General features: G+C 49.7%; 19 protein-coding genes. 7 read left to right on the top strand and 12 right to left on the bottom strand.

The annotated features are described in order from the left end of the window. Window positions 1-155: 155 nt before the first annotated feature. From QFZ51_RS21985 to QFZ51_RS21995, 3 genes are all read right to left on the bottom strand, one after another. The gene (locus QFZ51_RS21985) at window positions 156-425 is read right to left on the bottom strand and encodes a hypothetical protein (protein WP_429048901.1); all 270 of its coding nucleotides are present in this window, start codon (window positions 423-425) and stop codon (window positions 156-158) included. Between the two features lie 82 nt (window positions 426-507). Next, the gene (gene rluF / locus QFZ51_RS21990; RefSeq protein ID WP_370912116.1) at window positions 508-1,248 is read right to left on the bottom strand and encodes a 23S rRNA pseudouridine(2604) synthase RluF; all 741 of its coding nucleotides are present in this window, start codon (window positions 1,246-1,248) and stop codon (window positions 508-510) included. Between the two features lie 12 nt (window positions 1,249-1,260). Then, window positions 1,261-2,172 carry a hypothetical protein gene (locus tag QFZ51_RS21995; RefSeq protein WP_429048904.1) on the bottom strand — a complete coding sequence of 304 codons (912 nt, stop codon included), beginning with the start codon at window positions 2,170-2,172 and terminating at the stop codon, window positions 1,261-1,263. A 148-nt stretch (window positions 2,173-2,320) separates the two neighbouring features. On the opposite strand from QFZ51_RS21995, the gene QFZ51_RS22000 reads away from it, so the two are divergent. Beyond that, on the top strand, window positions 2,321-4,267 hold the full coding sequence (locus tag QFZ51_RS22000; RefSeq protein WP_429048906.1) for a lectin-like domain-containing protein: 1,947 nt from the start codon (window positions 2,321-2,323) through the stop codon (window positions 4,265-4,267). Here QFZ51_RS22000 and QFZ51_RS22005 read toward each other — a convergent pair whose 3' ends face one another. The 3 genes from QFZ51_RS22005 to QFZ51_RS22015 all read right to left on the bottom strand — a co-directional run bounded on the left by QFZ51_RS22005 (window position 4,268) and on the right by QFZ51_RS22015 (window position 7,334). Further along, entirely contained in the window at window positions 4,268-5,338 is a 1,071-nt protein-coding gene (locus QFZ51_RS22005; RefSeq protein WP_429048909.1) for a 3-oxoacyl-ACP synthase III family protein, read from the bottom strand. A gap of 163 nt (window positions 5,339-5,501) precedes the next feature. Further along, window positions 5,502-6,509: an LLM class flavin-dependent oxidoreductase gene (locus QFZ51_RS22010; protein ID WP_429048911.1), complete on the bottom strand. Its 1,008-nt coding sequence runs from the start codon at window positions 6,507-6,509 to the stop codon at window positions 5,502-5,504. 69 nt (window positions 6,510-6,578) lie between these two features. Next, entirely contained in the window at window positions 6,579-7,334 is a 756-nt protein-coding gene (locus tag QFZ51_RS22015; RefSeq protein WP_429048914.1) for a type 1 glutamine amidotransferase domain-containing protein, read from the bottom strand. Window positions 7,335-7,425: 91 nt separating this feature from the next. On the opposite strand from QFZ51_RS22015, the gene QFZ51_RS22020 reads away from it, so the two are divergent. After that, window positions 7,426-7,785: a DUF1801 domain-containing protein gene (locus tag QFZ51_RS22020; RefSeq protein WP_429048916.1), complete on the top strand. Its 360-nt coding sequence runs from the start codon at window positions 7,426-7,428 to the stop codon at window positions 7,783-7,785. 17 nt (window positions 7,786-7,802) lie between these two features. Here QFZ51_RS22020 and QFZ51_RS22025 read toward each other — a convergent pair whose 3' ends face one another. The 3 genes from QFZ51_RS22025 to QFZ51_RS22035 form a co-directional block, all read right to left on the bottom strand. Then, window positions 7,803-8,906 (bottom strand): glycosyltransferase, encoded by a 1,104-nt coding sequence (locus QFZ51_RS22025; RefSeq protein ID WP_429048918.1) that lies wholly within the window; start codon window positions 8,904-8,906, stop codon window positions 7,803-7,805. Window positions 8,907-9,332: 426 nt separating this feature from the next. Next, window positions 9,333-10,619: a M20 metallopeptidase family protein gene (locus tag QFZ51_RS22030; protein WP_429048920.1), complete on the bottom strand. Its 1,287-nt coding sequence runs from the start codon at window positions 10,617-10,619 to the stop codon at window positions 9,333-9,335. Between the two features lie 12 nt (window positions 10,620-10,631). Continuing rightward, window positions 10,632-11,969 (bottom strand): putative oxidoreductase C-terminal domain-containing protein, encoded by a 1,338-nt coding sequence (locus QFZ51_RS22035; RefSeq protein ID WP_429048922.1) that lies wholly within the window; start codon window positions 11,967-11,969, stop codon window positions 10,632-10,634. Window positions 11,970-12,057: 88 nt separating this feature from the next. Between QFZ51_RS22035 and QFZ51_RS22040 the strand changes: the two genes are divergently transcribed. The 5 genes from QFZ51_RS22040 (at window position 12,058) to QFZ51_RS22060 (ending at window position 16,246) form a co-directional block, all read left to right on the top strand. Continuing rightward, window positions 12,058-12,585 (top strand): DinB family protein, encoded by a 528-nt coding sequence (locus QFZ51_RS22040; protein ID WP_429048924.1) that lies wholly within the window; start codon window positions 12,058-12,060, stop codon window positions 12,583-12,585. Window positions 12,586-12,604: 19 nt separating this feature from the next. After that, window positions 12,605-13,072 (top strand): hypothetical protein, encoded by a 468-nt coding sequence (locus tag QFZ51_RS22045; protein WP_429048926.1) that lies wholly within the window; start codon window positions 12,605-12,607, stop codon window positions 13,070-13,072. A 156-nt stretch (window positions 13,073-13,228) separates the two neighbouring features. Next, window positions 13,229-13,780, top strand: a complete 552-nt coding sequence (locus tag QFZ51_RS22050) for a gluconate 2-dehydrogenase subunit 3 family protein (protein ID WP_429048928.1) — start codon at window positions 13,229-13,231, stop codon at window positions 13,778-13,780. An 11-nt stretch (window positions 13,781-13,791) separates the two neighbouring features. Next, window positions 13,792-15,501, top strand: coding sequence for a GMC oxidoreductase (locus QFZ51_RS22055; protein WP_429048930.1), 1,710 nt, complete (start codon window positions 13,792-13,794; stop codon window positions 15,499-15,501). 67 nt (window positions 15,502-15,568) lie between these two features. Further along, window positions 15,569-16,246, top strand: coding sequence for a DUF2625 domain-containing protein (locus tag QFZ51_RS22060; protein ID WP_429048931.1), 678 nt, complete (start codon window positions 15,569-15,571; stop codon window positions 16,244-16,246). Window positions 16,247-16,249: 3 nt separating this feature from the next. Here QFZ51_RS22060 and QFZ51_RS22065 read toward each other — a convergent pair whose 3' ends face one another. Genes QFZ51_RS22065 through QFZ51_RS22075 form a run of 3 tightly spaced genes read right to left on the bottom strand, consistent with a single transcriptional unit; the run spans window position 16,250 to window position 20,446 of the window. Then, a complete protein-coding gene (locus QFZ51_RS22065; protein ID WP_429048933.1) occupies window positions 16,250-17,872 on the bottom strand; it encodes a sodium:solute symporter in 1,623 nt (540 codons plus the stop codon). Continuing rightward, complete coding sequence (locus QFZ51_RS22070; RefSeq protein ID WP_429048936.1) at window positions 17,869-19,110, bottom strand: enolase C-terminal domain-like protein; 1,242 nt, start codon at window positions 19,108-19,110, stop codon at window positions 17,869-17,871. Before QFZ51_RS22070 ends, QFZ51_RS22065 begins: the two co-directional genes overlap by 4 nt. A 10-nt stretch (window positions 19,111-19,120) precedes the next feature. After that, entirely contained in the window at window positions 19,121-20,446 is a 1,326-nt protein-coding gene (locus tag QFZ51_RS22075; RefSeq protein WP_429048938.1) for an alpha-L-fucosidase, read from the bottom strand. Window positions 20,447-20,454: the final 8 nt, after the last annotated feature.

The following is a 20,454-nucleotide window of genomic DNA, read 5'->3' on the forward strand; positions in this document are numbered from 1 at the left end:
ATTATTTCGATTAATTTTTACCTGTTGCCAATCTGATAATTTCGTTTATACTTACCAGTTCTTCATCTGTATGCTGATGATTTCTTTCCGAATGGTTCCGGTTAGTTACCAATCCGATTCCCTCCCTGTGCGTCAATATATTCTTTTCTTCTTCTTTAAAAACCACATGCCTGCAGATGAACTTCTGCATAGAAGGTCACCTGGGGATTGATCTGATGTACGTACGTATAACCATTCCAGGGTTCGGTTTCCTGTCCGTCTTTGCCTGTCTTGCCGCTTAACTCTTCTATCCAATCCTCTGACGGCATTCCGGGATGTTCTATTATATAATCAGACAACATCATTTCCTTTTCCTCATCAACAGCAAATGGAAATTGTGTAAGCAGATAAATACAAAAATCCCTGTTTGATAACGTCAACTCCATGCTTCAATTGTTTTTACAGGTCAAATGGCACGCCTTCGCATGCTGATTTTGTGATGTTACACAATAGGTGAGAACAATAGCATCACTCATCCATCCCATCTGCATCATTCCCTGCGGTCTTCTTACTATTCGCTACCAGTGCATTCAGGTTATTCACTTCCTCCTTCGTAAAATACCGCCAGCTGCCCTGTGCCAGGTCTTTCAGCGTCATATTCATAATCCGCGTCCGCTTCAGCGCCACTACATCATATCCCAATGCTTCGCACATGCGGCGTATCTGCCGGTTAAGCCCTTGCGTTAAAATGATCCGGAAACGGTTGGCGCCTTCCTGTTGCACAAAGCATTTCTGCGTCATCACACCAAGGATGCGCACGCCGTTACGCATATTTTTGAGGAACTCAATGTCTATGGGTTTGTCAACGGTAACGATATATTCTTTCTCATGCTGGTTGCCGGCTCTCAGGATTTTATTTACGATATCGCCGTCGTTGGTGAGGAATATCAGTCCTTCAGAACGTTTATCCAGCCGCCCGATCGGGAATATGCGGGAGGGGAAGTTCACGTAGTCGATGATATTGGTTTTATCCTTGAGGTCAGTGGTACAGGTAATCCCTTTGGGCTTGTTGAGGGCAATGTACACGGTGGCCTTCTTCTTTTTGAGCGGCTCTCCGTCTACTTCTACCACGTCGCCGTCCTTAACGCGATTGCCTTTGGAGGCGATGTTGTCATTGATCGTCACACGCCCTTGTTCAATATATTTATCAGCTTCGCGGCGACTGCAAAAGCCCGTTTCACTGATGTATTTGTTAACGCTTATATCCATATCAGGCGCAAATTACTTAAAACCGGGCAAAAAGTCGTGCACGGCGCCGGTGTTCAGGTCCAGCAGTTTCATGGTATATAAAAATACCTGGTGATGGAAATACGCGCCGGTAATACGTCCGCGACCACGTTCACCCTGGATGATGTTACGGACAGCCCCGATTTTCCGGTCCAGTACATATGCCACGCCCCATCCGTTGGTTTCGGACGCGCTGGCGCTCAGGCATATCAGCTCATCGTCTTCCGTTACCAGTATATCCGTGCCATGCACCTGCCCACTGTCGCCGCCCAGGTCGGAAAAGCTGCGCTGCCACAGTGGCTGAAACTGCTGATCGCAGCAAAACAGGATATTGCCCTGCGTGAGTATCAGGTATTGCCCGTTCCACCAGGTGATCTTACTCACCAGGTCCGGGTAAAACGTCTTTACTTTAGTACATGTAAAATCAGCGCCATCCACGCGGATATACGCCTTTTGCTTCTCCATCGGGAAATAAAAGACATCCTGAAAGGGATCGTAGGTGCCATCGGCCAATCGTAGTCCGAAAGGTACTACCGCCACGATTTCACCTGTGGCAATGTCCACCCAGGAAGGCTTTTGGCTATAGGCCTCCAGCAAGATATGCGTGCCGGCGCCATTAAAAAAGGCGTTATAATACAGGTGCCTGCTGGTGCTGTAGAGTTCTTTTTGCGTGTCAATGTTCATCACCACCAGCCGGCTTACCAGCTTGCGCGATCCTATGATCAGCGGGGAATTCAATACCAGTAACCTGTTGCCGGGATGCCACGCCACTACACTATAACCTGGATACTGCTCCCACAATTGTATCCTTTCGTTGATCGTGTCGTACCACTGCGGAGCTGTTCCTTCATCGTCGTCGCGGGAAAGGAACAGCTGTCTGTTTTTATAATCTGTAATGATATTCATCTGGCTCGTTCATGCTTAACTGCGACAATATCGTCGGGTCCTGGATACAGGTATTCCCCGCCAGTAAAAGTAATAATTCTGCTTTGATGTTAATCGCTAAGAATGTAACTTGTTACCGGCAATCTGTCCCGCTGCCCGGCTTCCTGACATGAAAAGAATACTATGCCTGATCACCGGTTTCCTGCTTCTTAAAAGTTCCCTGGTCACGGGTCAAACGCCATTGCCATACATACTCAATGGCGCAGCTACCCAGCGCACCTGCAACTGCTATGTGCTCACACCGGACCAGCAAGCCACCAGCGGCACCGTATGGAATAAAAATAAGATCAACCTGAATCAGTCGTTTAATTATGTATTTGATGTAAACCTGGGTTGTAAAGATGCAACCGGTGCAGATGGCATTGGCTTCATCCTGCAAACCAAAGGCACTAATCTCGGCGCTACCGGCCAGGGCATTGGTTTTAAAGGCATTTCACCCTCACTTGGGATCATCATTGATACCTGGCAGAACACGGATGAAAATGACCCTCCTTACGATCATATTGCCATACAAATGAACGGCATCACAGATCACAACGATCCCACCGGCAATCTTACCGCACCGGTAACCGTGCTGGCTAACAGCGATAATATTGAAGATTGTAACTGGCACCTTTTCCGCATCCGGTGGGACGCGGTGGCACAACACATGGAAATAAGCGTGGATAATGAGCTGCGCCTTACACTCAACAAAGACATTGTAAATGATATTTTCAGCGGAGATCCCAGCGTGTTCTGGGGCTTTGCCGGATCTACCGGCGGCAGCAGCAATAAACAGGAATTTTGCGCCGCCCTCCGCCCAGAATTTAATTTCAATCCCCAACAGATCTTCTGCGATGGCACTCCCATCCAGTTCAGGGATAATTCCAGTTCTTTCGGGTCCGTCACCCGTTGGTGGTGGGATTTGGGAGATGGAACCCTTTCGACCGCGCCTCTGCCACCTGCTCACGTTTATCCTGCGGCAGGCCACTATGAAGTAAAACTGGTGATTGAAGATAACAGCGGCTGCCGGTCTGATACTTTAAAAGCCCCCTTCACCGTAGGTGCGTACCCGGTAGTGGACTTCGGCCCCGATCCTCTTTGCCTCAATGCCAAAATGCAGATGGAAGATCGTACGACCATTACCGTAGGAACACTTCAAAAATGGGAATGGAACTGGGGCGATGGCACTACCTCCGCCGGTCAGCAGCCAACGGCTCCCTACACGACGCCCGGTACCCGCCAGATACAACTCTCGGTCACCTCGGCGCTGGGCTGCGGCAGCAGCGCTACCAAATCTATCCTCGTCAGCAACACCCCGCAGGTAAGCGGCAGAGGCGAAGACGTATGCCTCGGTGTTCCCACCAGTCTTGAAGGCGTTAACCTTACGCCGGCTACACCTATCAGCCAGTGGCACTGGGATCTCGGCAATGGTAACACCCTGCAACAACAACAAGGCACCTTCCGCTTTGCAGATACGGGCTACTATCCCTTACGGCTATACGCCATCAGCAGGGATGGCTGCGTCTCTCCTGAAGTGGAAGTGCCTGTCAGGGTTACTTCCGTATTCGCACAGGCGGGGAAAGATACCATCGTAGCCAGCGGCCAGCCCCTGCAACTACAGGCAGAATGGCTCAATCCGCGTATCCGCTACGCCTGGTCGCCCACCACCGGCCTCAATGACCCCTATATACCCAATCCCGTTGCCATACTGCAAAAAGATCAGACCTACCGCCTCACCCTCACCTCCCCGGAAGGATGCACGGATCAGGATGAAGTGAATGTAAAAGTTTATGAAGGACCGGAATTCTATGTACCTAACGCATTTACGCCCAACAACGACGGGCGCAACGATATTTTCCGCGTCATCGCCGCGGGCATACCCAAACTGGATTTCTTCTGTATATGGAACCGCTGGGGCCAGGAGATATTCCGCAGCGCCGATCTGCCGGGCGGATGGGACGGCAACTGGCAGGGGCGCCCCGCCCCCGCAGCCACTTATATATGGATGGTGCAGGGCGTGGATTACACCGGCCGCCGTTTCAGCAGAAAAGGTACGGTAACGCTTATACGATAACTACACCCGGTAACAAATCGCATTGATGTTCATGCCCGCTCCCACAGAAGCAAACAGGATCACCTCGCCGGCATGTACCGCCTGGTTGGCAATATGCCCCTTACGTACCATGTCAAATAAAGTAGGAACCGTGGCCACAGAACTGTTGCCCAACTCGTGGATATTCATAGGCATAATGTCCACCGGTATGTCTTTAATACCATATAATAAGTAGAAAGCTTTGATGATGGCAATATCCATCTTCTCATTGGCCTGGTGTATAAAGATCTTTTTTACATCTGCGATGTTTACGCCACCCGCATCCAAACAGGCCTTCATCGCTTCCGGTACATGCTTCAGCGCAAACTCATATACTTTGCGGCCCAGCATCTTGATATAACGGACACTGTTATCCGCTTCCGGCGCATACGACTTGCCCATATAAATATAATTGAGCTCGTCCATCACGTACGACTGTGCACTCGCACTAATAATCCCCGCCGTGCCCTCCGTATCTTTGAAAGCTTCTACGATCACCGCTCCCGCACCATCGCTGAAAATCATGCTGTCACGGTCGTAGCGGTCAATCACCCTGCTCAGGGTTTCAGTACCTATCACCAGGCACCTCTTCGCCAGCCCCGCTTTAAAGAATGCATCCGCCTGAATTAAACCCTGGATCCAGCCCGGACAACCAAACAAAATATCGTAAGGTATACAGGAAGGATTACGGATGCCCAATGCCTGCTTCACCCTGGAAGCCAGTGATGGCACCGCATCCGACTGAATAGTGCCTGTTAAAACGTTTCCGAAATTATGCGCCAGGATAATCTGATCCAGCGTTTCCTGGTCCACTCCTGCATCTTTAATAGCCACTGTTGCCGCTGCTACCGCCATCTCCGTGGCGTTCATATCTACATCTGCATACCTGCGTTCAGAAATCCCGGTAACCTCCTCAAATTTGCGGATAATGTCTGCCGCCTCAGAAGGGATTCTCTCCTGCCGGTCACTATAGAATTCCTGTTGCAAAAAATCGTTATTTAGTTTTTTGTTGGCAGGAATAAAGCTACCAGTACCGGTTATAACTGTTCGCATTGTTTGAACCATAGATCGTTTTTTAAGTTGCCACCTGACAACCCATTACATAAAGATACAATAAAAAGCTGCCCTGCATACACCCTTCCGGCCTTCACCAGCCTGTAAACACAAATGGCGCTGTCAAAAACAGCGCCATTATTATTTTTGTTCATTACTTAACTTATAAATTATCAGCTATTCCCTTCAATAATTCGTACGACCGAAGCCGTGTGTCCTGGTCGTAAATGTGAGCGGTAGCCATCAGCTCATCTACCTCCGTCTCTTCAAGAAAACGCTGCAGGCCTGTTTGCACAGTAGCAGCACTGCCAATAAAAGAACAACTCAGCATCTGCTGTGCATGCGCCGCCTCATATTCCGTCCACACCCCTTCCATACTGTCTATTGGCGGTCCAAGCCTCCGCAGCTTACCACGGATAATTCCCAGGAACAACTGGTAAAACGAAGTGGCCAGCCGGTTGGCTTCTGCATCCGTATCCGCGGCTATCACATTCACACACGCCATCGTATAAGGAGCCGATAAAAATTCAGAAGGCTTAAATTGCTGCCGGTATATTTTTAATGCTGCATGCAGCTGTGCGGGTGCAAAATGACTGGCAAACGCATAGGGCAAACCCATTGCGGCAGCCAGGTAAGCGCTGTCGGTGCTGGAACCCAGTATCCAGATCGGGATATCAAGGCCCTCGCCAGGTATCGCCCTCACGGCACTGGTATGGTTGTCGAACGATAAATATTGTTGTAATTCCTGTACCTGCTCAGGGAAATCGTGACCTGCCCCAAGCCTGTCGCGGCGCAATGCCCGCGCCGTTACCTGGTCGGTGCCCGGCGCCCTTCCAAGCCCCAGGTCTATCCGGTCGGGATACAGGGAGGCCAGGGTGCCAAACTGCTCGGCCACTACCAGCGGCGCATGATTAGGTAGCATAATACCACCTGAACCCACCCGGATCGTATGAGTGCCGCCGGCTATATATCCCAGCAATACAGCCGTAGCCGAACTGGCCACACTCACCATATTGTGGTGCTCAGCCATCCAGAAACGCTTATATCCCAACTTTTCTACGTGTTGTGCCAGCCGCAGGCTATTCCGGAATGCATCTGCAGGCGTACTTCCTTCTGTTACCGGTGCCAGGTCCAAAACCGACAACGGCCGTCTTAATCCATGCTTATTCATGGGTACAAATTTACAGCATTGCGGCCCACGGAAACGGGGCGATATACTTTAGGTAAGCACTTCTCACCGTTAAGCATGCTCCAGCATATGGATAAATTCGGCTGAAAAGCGGTATGCATCACCCGGCCAGCGGGCCGACAGGTAATGGCGGTCCTTTACCGTAAACCCCCGTTCCGGATGTCGTGCATCATCCAGGCTCAAAGGCAGGGGACCGGAAAGGAACTGCGCCGGATCACCCAGCGCCGCTGTCACTTCCGCCTGTACGGTAACGGGATAGGTGAGATAATAGTCTTTTAACCACCACCGGGTAAGATGATACGCCATACGCTCCTGGCTGGCCAGCAAGGCCGTGGTTTTATAGGAATGTAAAACGGATAACCCTGTTCGCGGATCTTTGCTTCGTGCAGCCAGCACTACACCATGGCAAATAGCCCCTACCGGCTTCTGCGCCGTAAAAAAATGAGCTACCACTTCCTGTAACAGGGAAGATTCAAGATACGCCTTCATCTTCTTGTCATGCCCACCGGGCAGCAAAAGGGCGTCATAATGTTCCGCACGGATTTGCGTATACTTTAAGGGCGTACAAAAAGATTCACTGTTTGACATGCGGTGATAGGCCATCACCGCATCCTCACGCGCCTGCAGCAACCATTTCCATATACCCAGCTGTTCTCCTCTCAGTACCCGGAGATCCGCCATCCCGCTGTAACCACCCGGCGTGGCAAATTGCACGTCGTATCCCTTTGCCGTCAGCAACAACCAGGGTATTGCCGCTTCCGTAGGATCGAAACCATAATCGGGTAGTGGCACCAGTACCTTCTTCATTCAAAAATGTTTATTGTGCAGGCAGTAACTTGAAAAGAAAGATAACAAAAAAAGCATTCTGCTGTTAGCAATTGCCTATTTTCAAGGTATTATGATCCGCGATATCGACATTTGGTTTGAATCTCAGCCGGAACCGGCCAAGGGCTGCCTGCTCGCGCTACGCGCTTATATCCGGCAATACAACCCCCATATTACAGAAGCCTGGAAGTACCGCATGCCCTTCTTTTGTTACAATGGTAAAATGTGCTGTTATCTCTGGATCCAAAAAGAAAACAAACACCCCTACCTCGGCATCGTGGAAGGTAAAAATATCCCGCATCCCCAGCTGCAACAGGATAAACGCGCCCGCATGAAGATCCTTCCGCTCAACCCCTCAGAAGATCTTCCGATGGAAGTGATCAATGATATCCTCGGCAAAATGGTTCGTTGGTACGAACAATCCCGTAAGTAAATGCTGATGGGAACAAATTATTTTATAAAGATCAATAACGATAGTAATATAAGATAGATGACCAGCTTGGCGATCCGCCACCGGTTGGTACGGAAATGCCGCGGACGCGTAAAATCAACATTGATACGCTTCATCAAATAATCCGGACGGCCCTGCCCTATCAGGGTTTTAAACATCCCCCATTCCGTACTGCATCGCAGCAACGTCATATAATAAGCTACTTTTAATTCACGATATCCCATGCCGGCGGCCCGCACATAATTAACAGCCATATCAATTAAAGGAATAGCTGCCAAAAAGATCAGCCATTTCTGCCAGCTGAGAAATATAAAAAACAAAGGCGCACAAAGGAATGCCAGCACCAGTCCTTCTATGGGATTAGGAAACGCATACCAGTTAAAAGCCCTGAATCTGGGCAGCAATAATGCCATTCCCGCGCCATAACGCGTAAAACGGTCAAAATGCGGTTGCGCATGGTTCCACCACGGATGCGTAACACGCGCGGCTTTAACACACATGAACTGTGTACCATGCAACATACTCATCCTCGCCCCGAGGTCAATGTCCTCTCCCCCGCCAATAGCCGACAACTCTGGGGAAAACCGCAAATCCTGCAACGCGCTCCGCTTAAACATAATGTTCGCTGTTACGCCCCACATGAATTGCTCCTTCTTTTTCGCGATAGTGAAAATACTGGTAAGTCCCGCTGCATCCAGCGCGCGCGTAAATGCATTTACCGGTGCAGGAAAATCTGTTAAGCCAATAAAACCAATCGCCGATGCATTTCCTTTAACCGCTTTTACATATTGTAGCAACAAGTCGTTATCCGCCACAATATCATCATCCAGGAATAAGATCCAGCTGCCGTTTCCCGCCTCAATGCCCCTGTTACGGGTTTCACCCGGCCCTTTATTTTCGGAATTAATAAAAAGATGTATTACGCCTTCTTCTGCCAGCCGCTGCAATTCGGCACCAGGCTGTATCCCCGGGTTATCCGCAATGATGTAGTAGTTAAATTGCCATCCGCCTGGTTTGGGCAAATGGATGAGGGGAAGTAAATATTGCTCATCCAGCCGGAAAGTTGGAATGATAATATCAATAGAATCAGGAACCGCTGCCATAGGGCGCGAAGATAAATAACATTTTATTTGCTTTCATAATGCAAATGAAATATATATTTGCAGCCCATTATTCTTACGCTGAAGGTGTTATTATAAATACGCAGGTTACTATGCTGATAACGTATAGGGCTAAACGAAGTCAATTTATCTCCCAAACAAAAAAAATAAAATCCCGGCAATCAGCTTAATCACACTAATCCTGAGAAAGACAACATCCGCTGTATGCATAAAAAAAAGGGGTGGCAAGACTACCTCCCCTTTAATATTTTAACCATATCCTATGAAAAACCTGATGCAAAGATATATTCATGGTCGTTAGTTGCCCACCTTATTTCGTGAACGCATAATTATTGCCCGTGAATGCAACAAATCAGCCGTTGTTAACCGGCAGTTAACAAAATAATAAAGGTGTTCCCAACGCTTCCATTAGTTGCCCAAAGTTTTCAGCGCGAGGTAAGACATCAGACCAGCACCGGTTTCCAGCGCTTTTTCATCGGCATCAAAGGTGGCCGTATGCAAACCGGATATAATACCCCTGTTTTCATTGCGTACCCCCAACCTGTAAAAACAGGCATCCGCCACCTGTGAATAGGAAGCAAAGTCTTCTGCCGCCATCCAGATGTCCAGGTCCTCTACCTGCGCTTCACCCAGGTAGTCAACGGCGTATGCCTTGCTGGCAGCCGTCAGTTTATCTTCGTTGATCAGCACAGGATATCCTCTTTCTATTTTAATATCACAGGAGCCTTCCATACTTTCTGCTATGGAGATGGCCATCTTTTTAATCTTATCATGGGCCGCACTACGCCAGGTTTCGTCCAGCGACCGGAAAGTACCCTCCAGCTTCACTTCATCCGGGATCACATTACTGGCCCCGTTGGCGTGCATTTTACCAAAAGATAATACCGATGGCAGCAACGGGTTGGCACGGCGGCTCACTATCTGCTGCAGCGCTATCACCATATGACAGGCAATCACCACCGGGTCAATACCCAGATGCGGCATCGCACCATGACCGCCCTTCCCCTTCACCGTAATGGAAATTTCATCATTGCTGGCCATATAGCGCCCGGAACGGAAGCCCACCTTACCCACTGGCAGCTCCGGCATCACATGCTGCCCCAGGATATGATGCGGCCGGGGGTTTTCCAGCACCCCTGCTTTGATCATCAAACTGGCCCCACCGGGGATTACCTCTTCCGCCGGCTGGAATATAAACTTCACCGTACCGGAAAACTCGTCCTTCATCTGGCTCAGGATACCCGCCACGCCCAACAGGGAAGACGTATGCACATCATGCCCGCAGGCGTGCATCACCCCCTCGTTCTGCGAACGGTAAGGCACATTATTCAGCTCAATGATGGGCAGGGCGTCTATATCCGCCCGCAAGGCCACCACCTTGTCCGACGGCCCTCCCCCTCCCTGCAGTAAAGCAACAATCCCGGTATCGGCCATCCTTTCAAATGGAATATCCAGGGCACGGAGCTTCTCCTCAATAAAAAGCGCCGTCTGGTATTCCCGGTAGGAAAGTTCTGGATTCGTATGAAGGTGGCGACGGTTGGCCGTTGCCTCCTCCAGCAGTCCGCTGGCTAATTGCCGGATTCTCTCTTTAAGCATGTAACAGTAGTTTTTATTGCGCTCCTGCGCCAGGAACGTTTTTACAAAATCATCAGTCAGGTGCGGATACGCCGCCGTATCGCCCCTTATAACCCTCAAGTATACAATTTTTTATCCGGTCGAAGCGCGCAAACGCCTGGCCACCAACAGCGCCTGTGTGGTGGTATAATATTTCGCCAGCATCCCCGCCACTTCCCAGGCCGGCATCTGCCCGGATTTCACGTATACCAGGAATTGCTGCATCACTTTTGCAAATAACCGTTCATGCCCCTTTACCAATTCCTCCGGTATCACCACTTCCCAGCCATACGCGCTTTCCTTTAACCCGATGCCGGGATACTTTTGTTCCAGCGTGCGGAATGCCGTTTTCATTTGCACGGTATCTGCTGATAACGGATGGATATATAACACCGGTTTGTACTGTTGTTCCTTGTCCTGCAGTATCATCAGCTCGGCCTTGCTGCCACGCAGCAGTGAATAATGGGTATCGCCGGTACCTGCAGGCGCTTCATAATCCCACTGAACGGAAATACGCGCATGCACCCCACGTATCGTATAATCAAAGGCCCCGTTAGCATACACCTCCAGCAGGCCGCCGGCATCGGCAATTTCCTCCAGGTCAGGCGTAAACTGCTGCTCTCCTGTAATGGCGCTGTACTGCGGCAGGCTCATCCCGGTGGACCACGTAATGGCGGTATCTATATGAATATCTTTTTTATAATCCAGTACCTGCCCGGGAAAACAGGTCCACTGCACCAGGTCTACCAGGTGCGTGGTCACATCTGTAATTCCTTCTCCCTGCTGCTTTACATCCATATACCAGGATGGCCGGATCAGTGTTTTCCCGGCTACCGTCTTCTTAAAGTGATGTACGCTTTTTTTGATCACAGCAGGGTCCCCGAAGCTGCCCTCCTGCAGTGTTCCAAACAGTTCCGGTAATTGCAACAGCTCCCTTTGTAACAGGTTATGGATGTCGTAGCGCTCTGTCATGATATCATACAACTGCACCTTGTTCGCAGCAGCCATCGCAAAAGATGATTGCAGGGAATCGAAACCCTCCGCATTAATCGCCATAGGTTTGTCGGCCAGCACATGCATACCGGCGTGCACGGCATGGCTGATATAGGCAGGCTTCAAACGGTTATTACCTGCCAGCACCACAATACTCCCCGGATCACACAGCAGCATCTTCTGCAGATAGTCGCTACCGGCGTACACCTCCGCGCTCCAGCGCACCGCCGGGCTGTTCTGCTCATTAAAGGCAGCTACCCGCTGCAGGTATTGTTTTACTTCCGGTCCGTCCGGTGCAAATACCCGGATCACGTCATCTATTTCCGGGTACATCTGCTGATGTACCAGCGAAGCGTGGAAATGACCAGGGTCAAGTGCAATTAGCTGCATAGGCGTTTGCATTTTAGATGGATGAATAAAGATAATATTTTGCTTCATCCGGTTATTTTTTCCGTTTCCGCATTTCCATTACAAAGTCATTATATTTGATACATCACCAAATATCTAACACCCAAATATACCCGCTATGAGAATTATTTTCGTACTCCCGTTCCTGTTAATTTCATTTTTCAGCTACGGTCAAACGGCTACCATTAAATCCATCCTGCTGGACCAGCTGCGTACTACCCACGACAAAGCGCACACGCAATGGTTTGTAACAGCCAACACCGCAGTAGAAGGACTCAGCTCCGAACAGGCCAATTGGAAAGACAGCTCCGGCAACCACTCCATTGCACAACTGGTAAACCATCTCATTTTCTGGGACCTGGAACTGCTGGAGAAATTCAAAGGGAAAGAAAAGTCAGCTTTCAACGGTAATAACGACGAAACCTTTTCCCCCGCAACACCGGCGCAATGGGAAGCTTCCGTGAAGCGGATCGACAGTGTGCTCACCGCCTGGGAAACGGCTATTGAGCAGGCCGATGAAAAAAAACTCGCATCACAATACGCTACCATCGCCAATATCAACACACACAACGCCTATCATATTGGCCAGATTATTTATATCCGTAAATTGCGTGGCAACTGGAATCCTGAAAAAGGGGTGAAATAAAAATCAGTAACCTGTATTTATGAAGATAAATCCGAATAGAAAGGGCCTCGTGATCGGGGCCTTGTTTACCGCCATCTCACTGATGCTGGTCGCCACCGTAATAGCGCCTGCCCTGGCAGTGCTTCCCGGCTACCCGGTGGAAAAAATGGTGGCCCGTATCGCAGGCGGCCTATCAGATCATCACGTTCAATTGCTCACCATCCTGGTACTGGCGGTCATCTTTCTTTTAATATTAATACCCGCTTTAATACTCATCCGTTCATCCACCCCTCCCAACGAGGCTATTGTCAGCGGGAAAATCATCCTCCTGATGGTGCTCCTGTACATGATTGTACATCCCCTTGTCTTCTATATCTTTTCCTATGCGAAAGCATGGAACTCCAAAGATGCGCAATACCTGATGGCCGCTTTGGTAACCGTTCCGTTCAGCAGCTTTGCCTTTGTGATCGTGGGCGCCGTCATCGACGCCATAAAAAAAAGAAACTAGCCGTACCGGTTGCCACAAAACCTTGTAAAAACTCCTGGATTCCTTTATATTGAGTCCTTATTTCCAGCCCAAGCCGCCGGAAATAAGGATTTTGCAGCGTGTAAGATTTAAAATAATGCAGACCAATTCCCGTTTTATTACAATAAATTCCAATCAATGGCAGTGACAAGAAGAGCTGCGCTCAAGCAGCTGCTGTATGTTTCAGCCGGTATGGCCATATTGCCTGCCTGTTTACAACATACCAGCAGAACATCATTAACATTAAAGAACATTTCGGTAGACGGCGACCAGGAAAAAATGCTGGCCGAACTCGTGGAAACAATCATTCCCGCCACCACCACGCCAGGCGCCAAAGAACTGTCCGCCCATCTCTTTACCCTCATTATGATGGACGACTGCTATAAAAAGGAAGACCAGCAAAAATGGCTCAGCGGCATGAAAGCATTTGAACAGGCCTCCAGGAAATTAAATGGGCATACCTTCCTGGAAAGCACGCCAACACAACGCGAGTCCCTCCTTAGTGCCTTTGAGGCCGCTAAAGATGATAAGGACGATGCCGCTTTTTTTTACCGCGCTACCAAACGTCTTACCATTGAGGCATACACCAGCTCTAAATATTTCCTTACCAAAGTAGATATCTACGAACTGGTACCCGCACGATACCACGGTTGCGTACCGCTGAAACCCATTACCCGGAAGCTTGCCTAACTATTAACTGTATGAGTAAAGATAATACCAGCCTGCAAAACCGTACGTTCGATGCCATTGTTATTGGCTCCGGCATCAGCGGCGGATGGGCAGCAAAAGAATTCACAGAAAAAGGTTTAAAAACACTGGTGCTGGAAAGAGGCCGTGATGTGAAACACTTAAAAGACTATCCCACTACCAGCCAGTTCCCCTGGGAATTTCCCCACCGCGGCCAGGTACCGGAAGCCATTCAGGCTGCCAACCCCGTAATCAGCCGCTGCTACGCCTATAAAGAAGATGCCATGCACTTCTTTGTGAAGGATACCGACCATCCTTATGGTCAACCCAAACCGTTCGACTGGATCAGGGGATACCAGGTAGGCGGTAAATCACTGATGTGGGCCCGGCAAACACAACGCTGGAGCGACTTTGACTTTGAAGGCCCCGCCCGCGACGGCTTCGCCACCGATTGGCCTATCCGCTACAAAGACATTGCCCCCTGGTATAGCTACGTGGAAAAATTTGTAGGCATCTCCGGAAACAAAGATGGCCTTCCCCACCTCCCCGATGGAGAATTCCTTCCACCACTGGAGCTTTCCTGCGTAGAGAATTATTTTAAGGACTTTGTAAAAGATAATTATAAAGACAGGCACGTGATATACGCCCGTTGCGCCCATTTAACGCAACCACAGCAGATCCACCTGGACCAGGGCAGGGGACAATGCCAGAAAAGGGATCTTTGCCAGCGTGGATGCCCGTTTGGCGGCTATTTCAGCAGCAACTCCTCCACTATTCCCTGGGCAGAAAAAACCGGTAACCTTACACTCCGCCCTTTTTCTGTAGTGCATTCCATCATATATGACGAACAAAAAGGAAAAGCCACCGGCGTACGGGTAGTGGATACCAACACCAAAGAAATGATGGAGTATTACGCAAAAGTAATTTTCGTAAACGCCGCCGCCGTAAATACCAACGCGGTGCTGCTGAACTCCACCTCCCACCGCTTCCCGAATGGCCTCGGCAACGATAGCGGCGTGCTGGGAAAATATTTCGCCTTTCATAATTACCGCGGTCATATCAGCGGACAATACGACGGATTCAAAGACTCTACCACCGATGGCCGCAGCCCTACCAGCGCGTACCTACCCCGCTTCCGTAATGTACACAAACAGGAAACAGATTTCCTGCGTGGATATGCAGCAGGCTTCTCCACCGGCAGAGGCTCGCATACCAATACCAACGGCTTTGGTAAAACACTGAAAGACCAGCTCTTTAACAGCGAAACAGGCCCCTGGTACGTTGGCTCCCACATGATGGGCGAAACCATCCCCAAAGAAATCAGCACCGTTACGCTGGACACCCAAAAGAAAGATGAATGGGGCATCCCGCAAATCAATATCAACGTAGGCTACGACGATAATGATGAAAAAATGCTGAAGGACTTCTTTGAACAGATGACCGAAATGTTTACCAAAGCAGGTTTTACCAATATACATACCGGCGACTCCAAACAGGCGCCCGGACTGGATATTCACGAAATGGGCGGCGTACGTATGGGCAACGATCCGAAAACATCCATGCTGAATAAATGGAACCAGATGCACGCATGTAACAACGTGTTTGTAACCGATGGCGCATGCATGACCTCCACTTCCACGCAGAACCCGTCGCTCACCTACATGGCGCTCACCGCGAGAGCAGTGGATTATGCCGTGCAGCAACTGAAGAAGGGAGAGATATAAACAGGTTTGATATTTTTTGAAAACCGGGTGCAGCATTGCACCCGGTTTTTTTATTTAATTTGCGCAAATGAAACCTGTTAATGAACTGATAAATACAAAAGAACCAGGCTGGGACCTGGTAAAGGAATGGATCAAAGATGGCAACAACCATATAGAAATTCTCCCTAAAGATAACGGCCGCGCAGAGCAGGCTTTATATCAAACCCAGGTAACCACCCGCTCCCCGATGGGCGCCATCATCTATGAAACCGGCGGACTACTCGTAGATCATGGATGGATACGGGTACTCGGCTCCGGTCATGATAAACTGGATCGTACATTGCCTGCCTGGAATGATGGAAAATCGTATACGCATTCAGGTGAGCAACCGGGCTTTTTATTAATAGCAGATGATGTGGTAGGCGGCTTCTTCGCCATCAATGCCGGTGGCATTGCCGCACAGGAAGGTATTGGCAGCGTGTTTTACTTTGCCCCCGATACATTGGAATGGGAAAATATGGAGATCAGTTACAGCGATTTTATTTCCTTCTGCTGCTCCGGCGACATTAATGGTTTCTATGAAGCCTTCCGCTGGAAAGGCTGGCGTGAAGACCTGGCAGCCCTGAACGGCAACCAGGCATTCAGCTTTGTGCCATTCCTGTTTACAAAAGAAGGAAAAGACATGGACAACGCGAGTAAAAAAGCCGTGCCGGTGGAGGAACTATGGTTCCTGCAAATGGATCTGCAAAAACAATTCGGGCATTAAATACTACCTGAAAAACCAGTACAGCACTGCCATCAGCAGCAGCAACACCGTGGATAATACTTTGTAATTGGCAAGACCCGGCCACCCTTTTACCCGCAAGGGCGCCAACGGGCTTTCCCAGTAAAGGCGATTGCTTTCAGCGGTATGCTGCACAGGGAATACAAATGACAATACCACCTGCAGTACCACACAAACCACGAACAGGTAAAAAGCCACCATCAGCGGCGGTATGTTAATAGGATAAAGTTTACCTGCAAGATATACCCCCGCTCCCAATGCCGATCCTATCCACAAAGTATATTGCGCCGAAAGGGAAGAGGCTTTTTTCCAGAACACCCCCAACAGGAACACGCAGGTGATAGGCGGCGCAATATGCGATATAACGTCGTTAATGCCGTTAAAAAGGCTCTCATACCTGTTCAATAGTGGTAGTAGCCCGATGGATAGAAACAGGGCTAAAACCGCCGCAATACGGCCTGTTTTCACGAGCTGCCGGTCGGTTGCCTGCGGACGGTTCCGCTTGTACAGATCATAACTCACCAGCGTGGCAATAGAATTCAGCGCACCGGAAATCTGGCTCATCAGGCCCGACAGCAATGCCGCTACCAGCACGCCTACCAGCCCGGTAGGCACCAGCCGCGTAATCATAACGGAATAAATGCCTTTCGTATGCAGCTGCCCATCCGCCTGCCGCAATACTTCCAGGTCCAGGTGCCCCTGTTTGAACAGCACATACGCCAGCAACCCGGGGAGAATGAAAATGAAAACAGGTAACACTTTTATAAAGCCACAAAACAACGCGCCAGTGCGTGCATGATGCTCGTCCTTCGCACCCAGTACCCGCTGCACAATCGTTTGATCGGCACACCAGTACCAGATGCCAATAACCGGGTAACCCAGGAATACCGCATACCAGGGTAATCCATTCGGATCGCCCGCCGGGTGCAACATCGACAATTTATCCATCTGGTGGCCTTCCTGCAATACCTGCACCACCGGCTGCCAGCCGCCTACCTTCCACCACGACAATACCGTGATGATCACTGCGCCCGCCAGTAACACCACCGTTTGCACGGACTCAGTTACCACCACGGCCCGGAGCCCGCCTACGATCGTGTACGCGCCTGTTACCAGCGCAATGAGAATAATGCTGGTAAACATGTTTATGCCAAACAACGTTTCCAGCACAATACCTCCGGCCAGGAACGAAAACGCAATATGAATCACAATCGCCGACACTACAGAAACAATCGCCAGCCAGTCGCGACACGCCCTGTTGTAACGCCGCTCCAGGAAATCCGGCAATGTAGCCACCCCTGAACGGATGTAAAACGGAATAAAGAAAAGAGCCAGCAATATCAACGTAAAGGCGGCCATCCATTCAAAGTTACCCGCCAGCAACCCCGTATCAAAGCCACTTTGAGCAAGACTTACCAGGTGCAGGCAGGAAATATTGGTAGCAAACAAGGCCATGCCTATCATAGGCCAGCGCAATGATTTTCCTGCCAGGAAATATTCTCCCGCCGCGGAATCATTCTTCTTGCCGGATAACCCGGCCCAGAAGCCCAGTCCTACAATAAAGGCCACATAGCAGATGCTGATGATAATATCGGTAGTAGCGATCATCCGGGAAATGTATTAAGGGAAAGCAGATCACAACTGCTGCCCGGTGTTTCAGGCGTCTGGTAAAAGCCGTCTGTAATAAGTGCCGGGTGAACAAAGTGCTTACGCAGGTGCGGTATATGCTCCAGGAATAACGCCTCATGTCCCATCCCGATATGATTGAACAATACAAGATGCTGATGTAGCTGTCCCATATCTCCCACGTGCGGCACCACCGGCACCCCAAACTTTTTACACAACAGGCTTACCGTAATAAATTCACTCACACCCCCTACCCTTACTGCATCTACCTGTATAAACCCGGCACTGCCTGTTTGCAGATAATTTTTGAAGATCACTTTATTGGGTACATGTTCTCCTAACGCCAGTTTCACGGGGTTCAATGCATCCGCCAGCGTTTTATGCGCAAGGATATCATCCGGGTGCGTGGGCTCCTCTATCCAGTAAGGATTAATAGCGGTTAGTCTTTTGCCAATAGCAATTGCCTGCGGCAGATTCCATTGCTGATTGGCATCCACCATCACTTTGATCTCATCGCCAACGGCATTTCTTACAATATGCGCTCTTCGTATATCCGTTTCCGGGTCTTTTGCCCCTACCTTTAATTTCAATGCCCGGAAGCCATTGTCCAACGCACGTTTGCAATTCGCTTCCAGCTGATCATCCGGATAATTAAACCACCCGGCAGAGGTATCGTAGGCGGGATAACCCGTGCGCAGCACGCCTTCCCGCGCGCCCCTGGAAGCCTGCATCTCCGTTAACATCCGGATCGCTTCTTCGCGGGACAATACTTCTTCCAGGTAGGACAGGTCCAGCGTGTTCACCAGCTGTTCCGGCGTAAGATCCAGCAACAATTTCCATAACGGTACCTGCTGCTGTTTGGCCCACAGGTCGTAGCACGCATTGGTTACCGCAGCGAGCGCCAGGTGCACCACTCCTTTGTGAGGGCCCAGCCAGCGGAATTGCTGCTCATCGGAACGTTGTTTAAACCAATCGCCGAACGAAGCCATCACTTCCGGCAGTTCCTTTCCTACGAGTTTTTCGCCGTAGAACCGCGCAGCAGCGCATACCAGCTCGTTGCCTGCTCCCAGGGTGAAAGCCAGGCCTGTTCCACAATTACCTTTATCGTCGTATAAACAGGCTACCGTGTACGAGTATACGGGATTCTGATGTATGGCATCACTGCCGGCGCCACCTGTTAAAGGGAACCGGGCATCTTTTACAACTATCTTACTGATCATTTTATTTTTTTCATTTTATGGGTGCAACACTCAGCGCCGGCTTATCCGTTTCCAATACCACCACGTTGTCATTGGCATCGGGTAATACAGCGGGCAGTGTTATCGTGAACTGATCGGCAGCTGTAGTCAGCTTCACTGCAACGCCTTTCAGCAGGTATGCTTTAGTAATTTTCACACCCGGCATAGCCGGAACTTCAATGGTTTGCTGTGCCGCATCAAAAACATGCAGGTATACTTTATTGCCACTCCGCGTAGCCGCATACTTACTGTTGGGATTGTAAGGACCGCCATGCGTATTATAAATAGCAGCGCCATACTTACGGAGCCAATCGCCCATTTCTTTCAAACGTGCTACCTGTGCAGGTTCTATGGCGCCATCGGAGCGGGGACCCACATTAAATAATAAGTTACCGTTACCACCGGCTACCTTCGCCAGTGTTTGAATACAGGTTTGCAGTGATTTCATTTTATCATCCGGCTTCCAGGCCCATTGCTCACAAATGGTCATACAGGTTTCCCAGGGCGTGTTCATGTCCAGGTCGCCGATGCGCTGCTCCGGCGTATCAAAATCACCCAGGAAGGTAGCAGTACCCGATGCACCGGTGCCGGAAAATGCTTTCCCAAGGCGGTTATTAATGATAAGATCTTTCTTCAGCGTTTTGAGATAAGCATATACATCCAGCGCCATCTCCGGCGTCCACACACTTTCCCAGGGACCATCAAACCACAGCATATAAGGATCGTAGCCCTCTACCAGTTCTTTCAGCTGGTGCTTCATATACACCACATACTGATCCATGCGTGCGTTTTTACGTATACCCTTCCCCGTTGTATCATCGGGGTTGTCTATCGGGTATTCCGGATGGTGCCAGTCGATCACCGAGTAATAAATACAGAACTTTATATTATACTTCTTGCATGCTTTTGCCAGCAGCCCTACTACATCTTTCTTAAACGGGGTAGCGGTAATATTATAGTCGGTATAGGCAGATGGCCATAAACAGAAGCCATCATGATGCTTGGCAGTAATGGTCAGGTATTTCATACCTGCCTCGCTGGCCGTTTTTACCCATTCCTCTGCATTAAATTTCACGGGATTAAACTGGCGGTATAAGGTGTCATAGTCTGCAGCCGGTACCTTGCTATGGCGCGACCAGCCTATTTCCGTACCCCGCAGAGTTACAGGCCCCCAGTGGATAAACAGGCCAAAGCGCAGGTCCATAAACTGGTCCATAACTTTTTTGCTGGTCAGTATCTTGGGATCCAGCTGTGCATTTGTCTGGGCTTTGCCCTGGAATGCCAGCAACAACAAACAGAAAGTAGCTAATTTTTTCATTGTTCACT

Source organism: Chitinophaga sp. W3I9, from assembly GCF_050434025.1.
In the GTDB taxonomy this organism is placed as follows: domain Bacteria; phylum Bacteroidota; class Bacteroidia; order Chitinophagales; family Chitinophagaceae; genus Chitinophaga.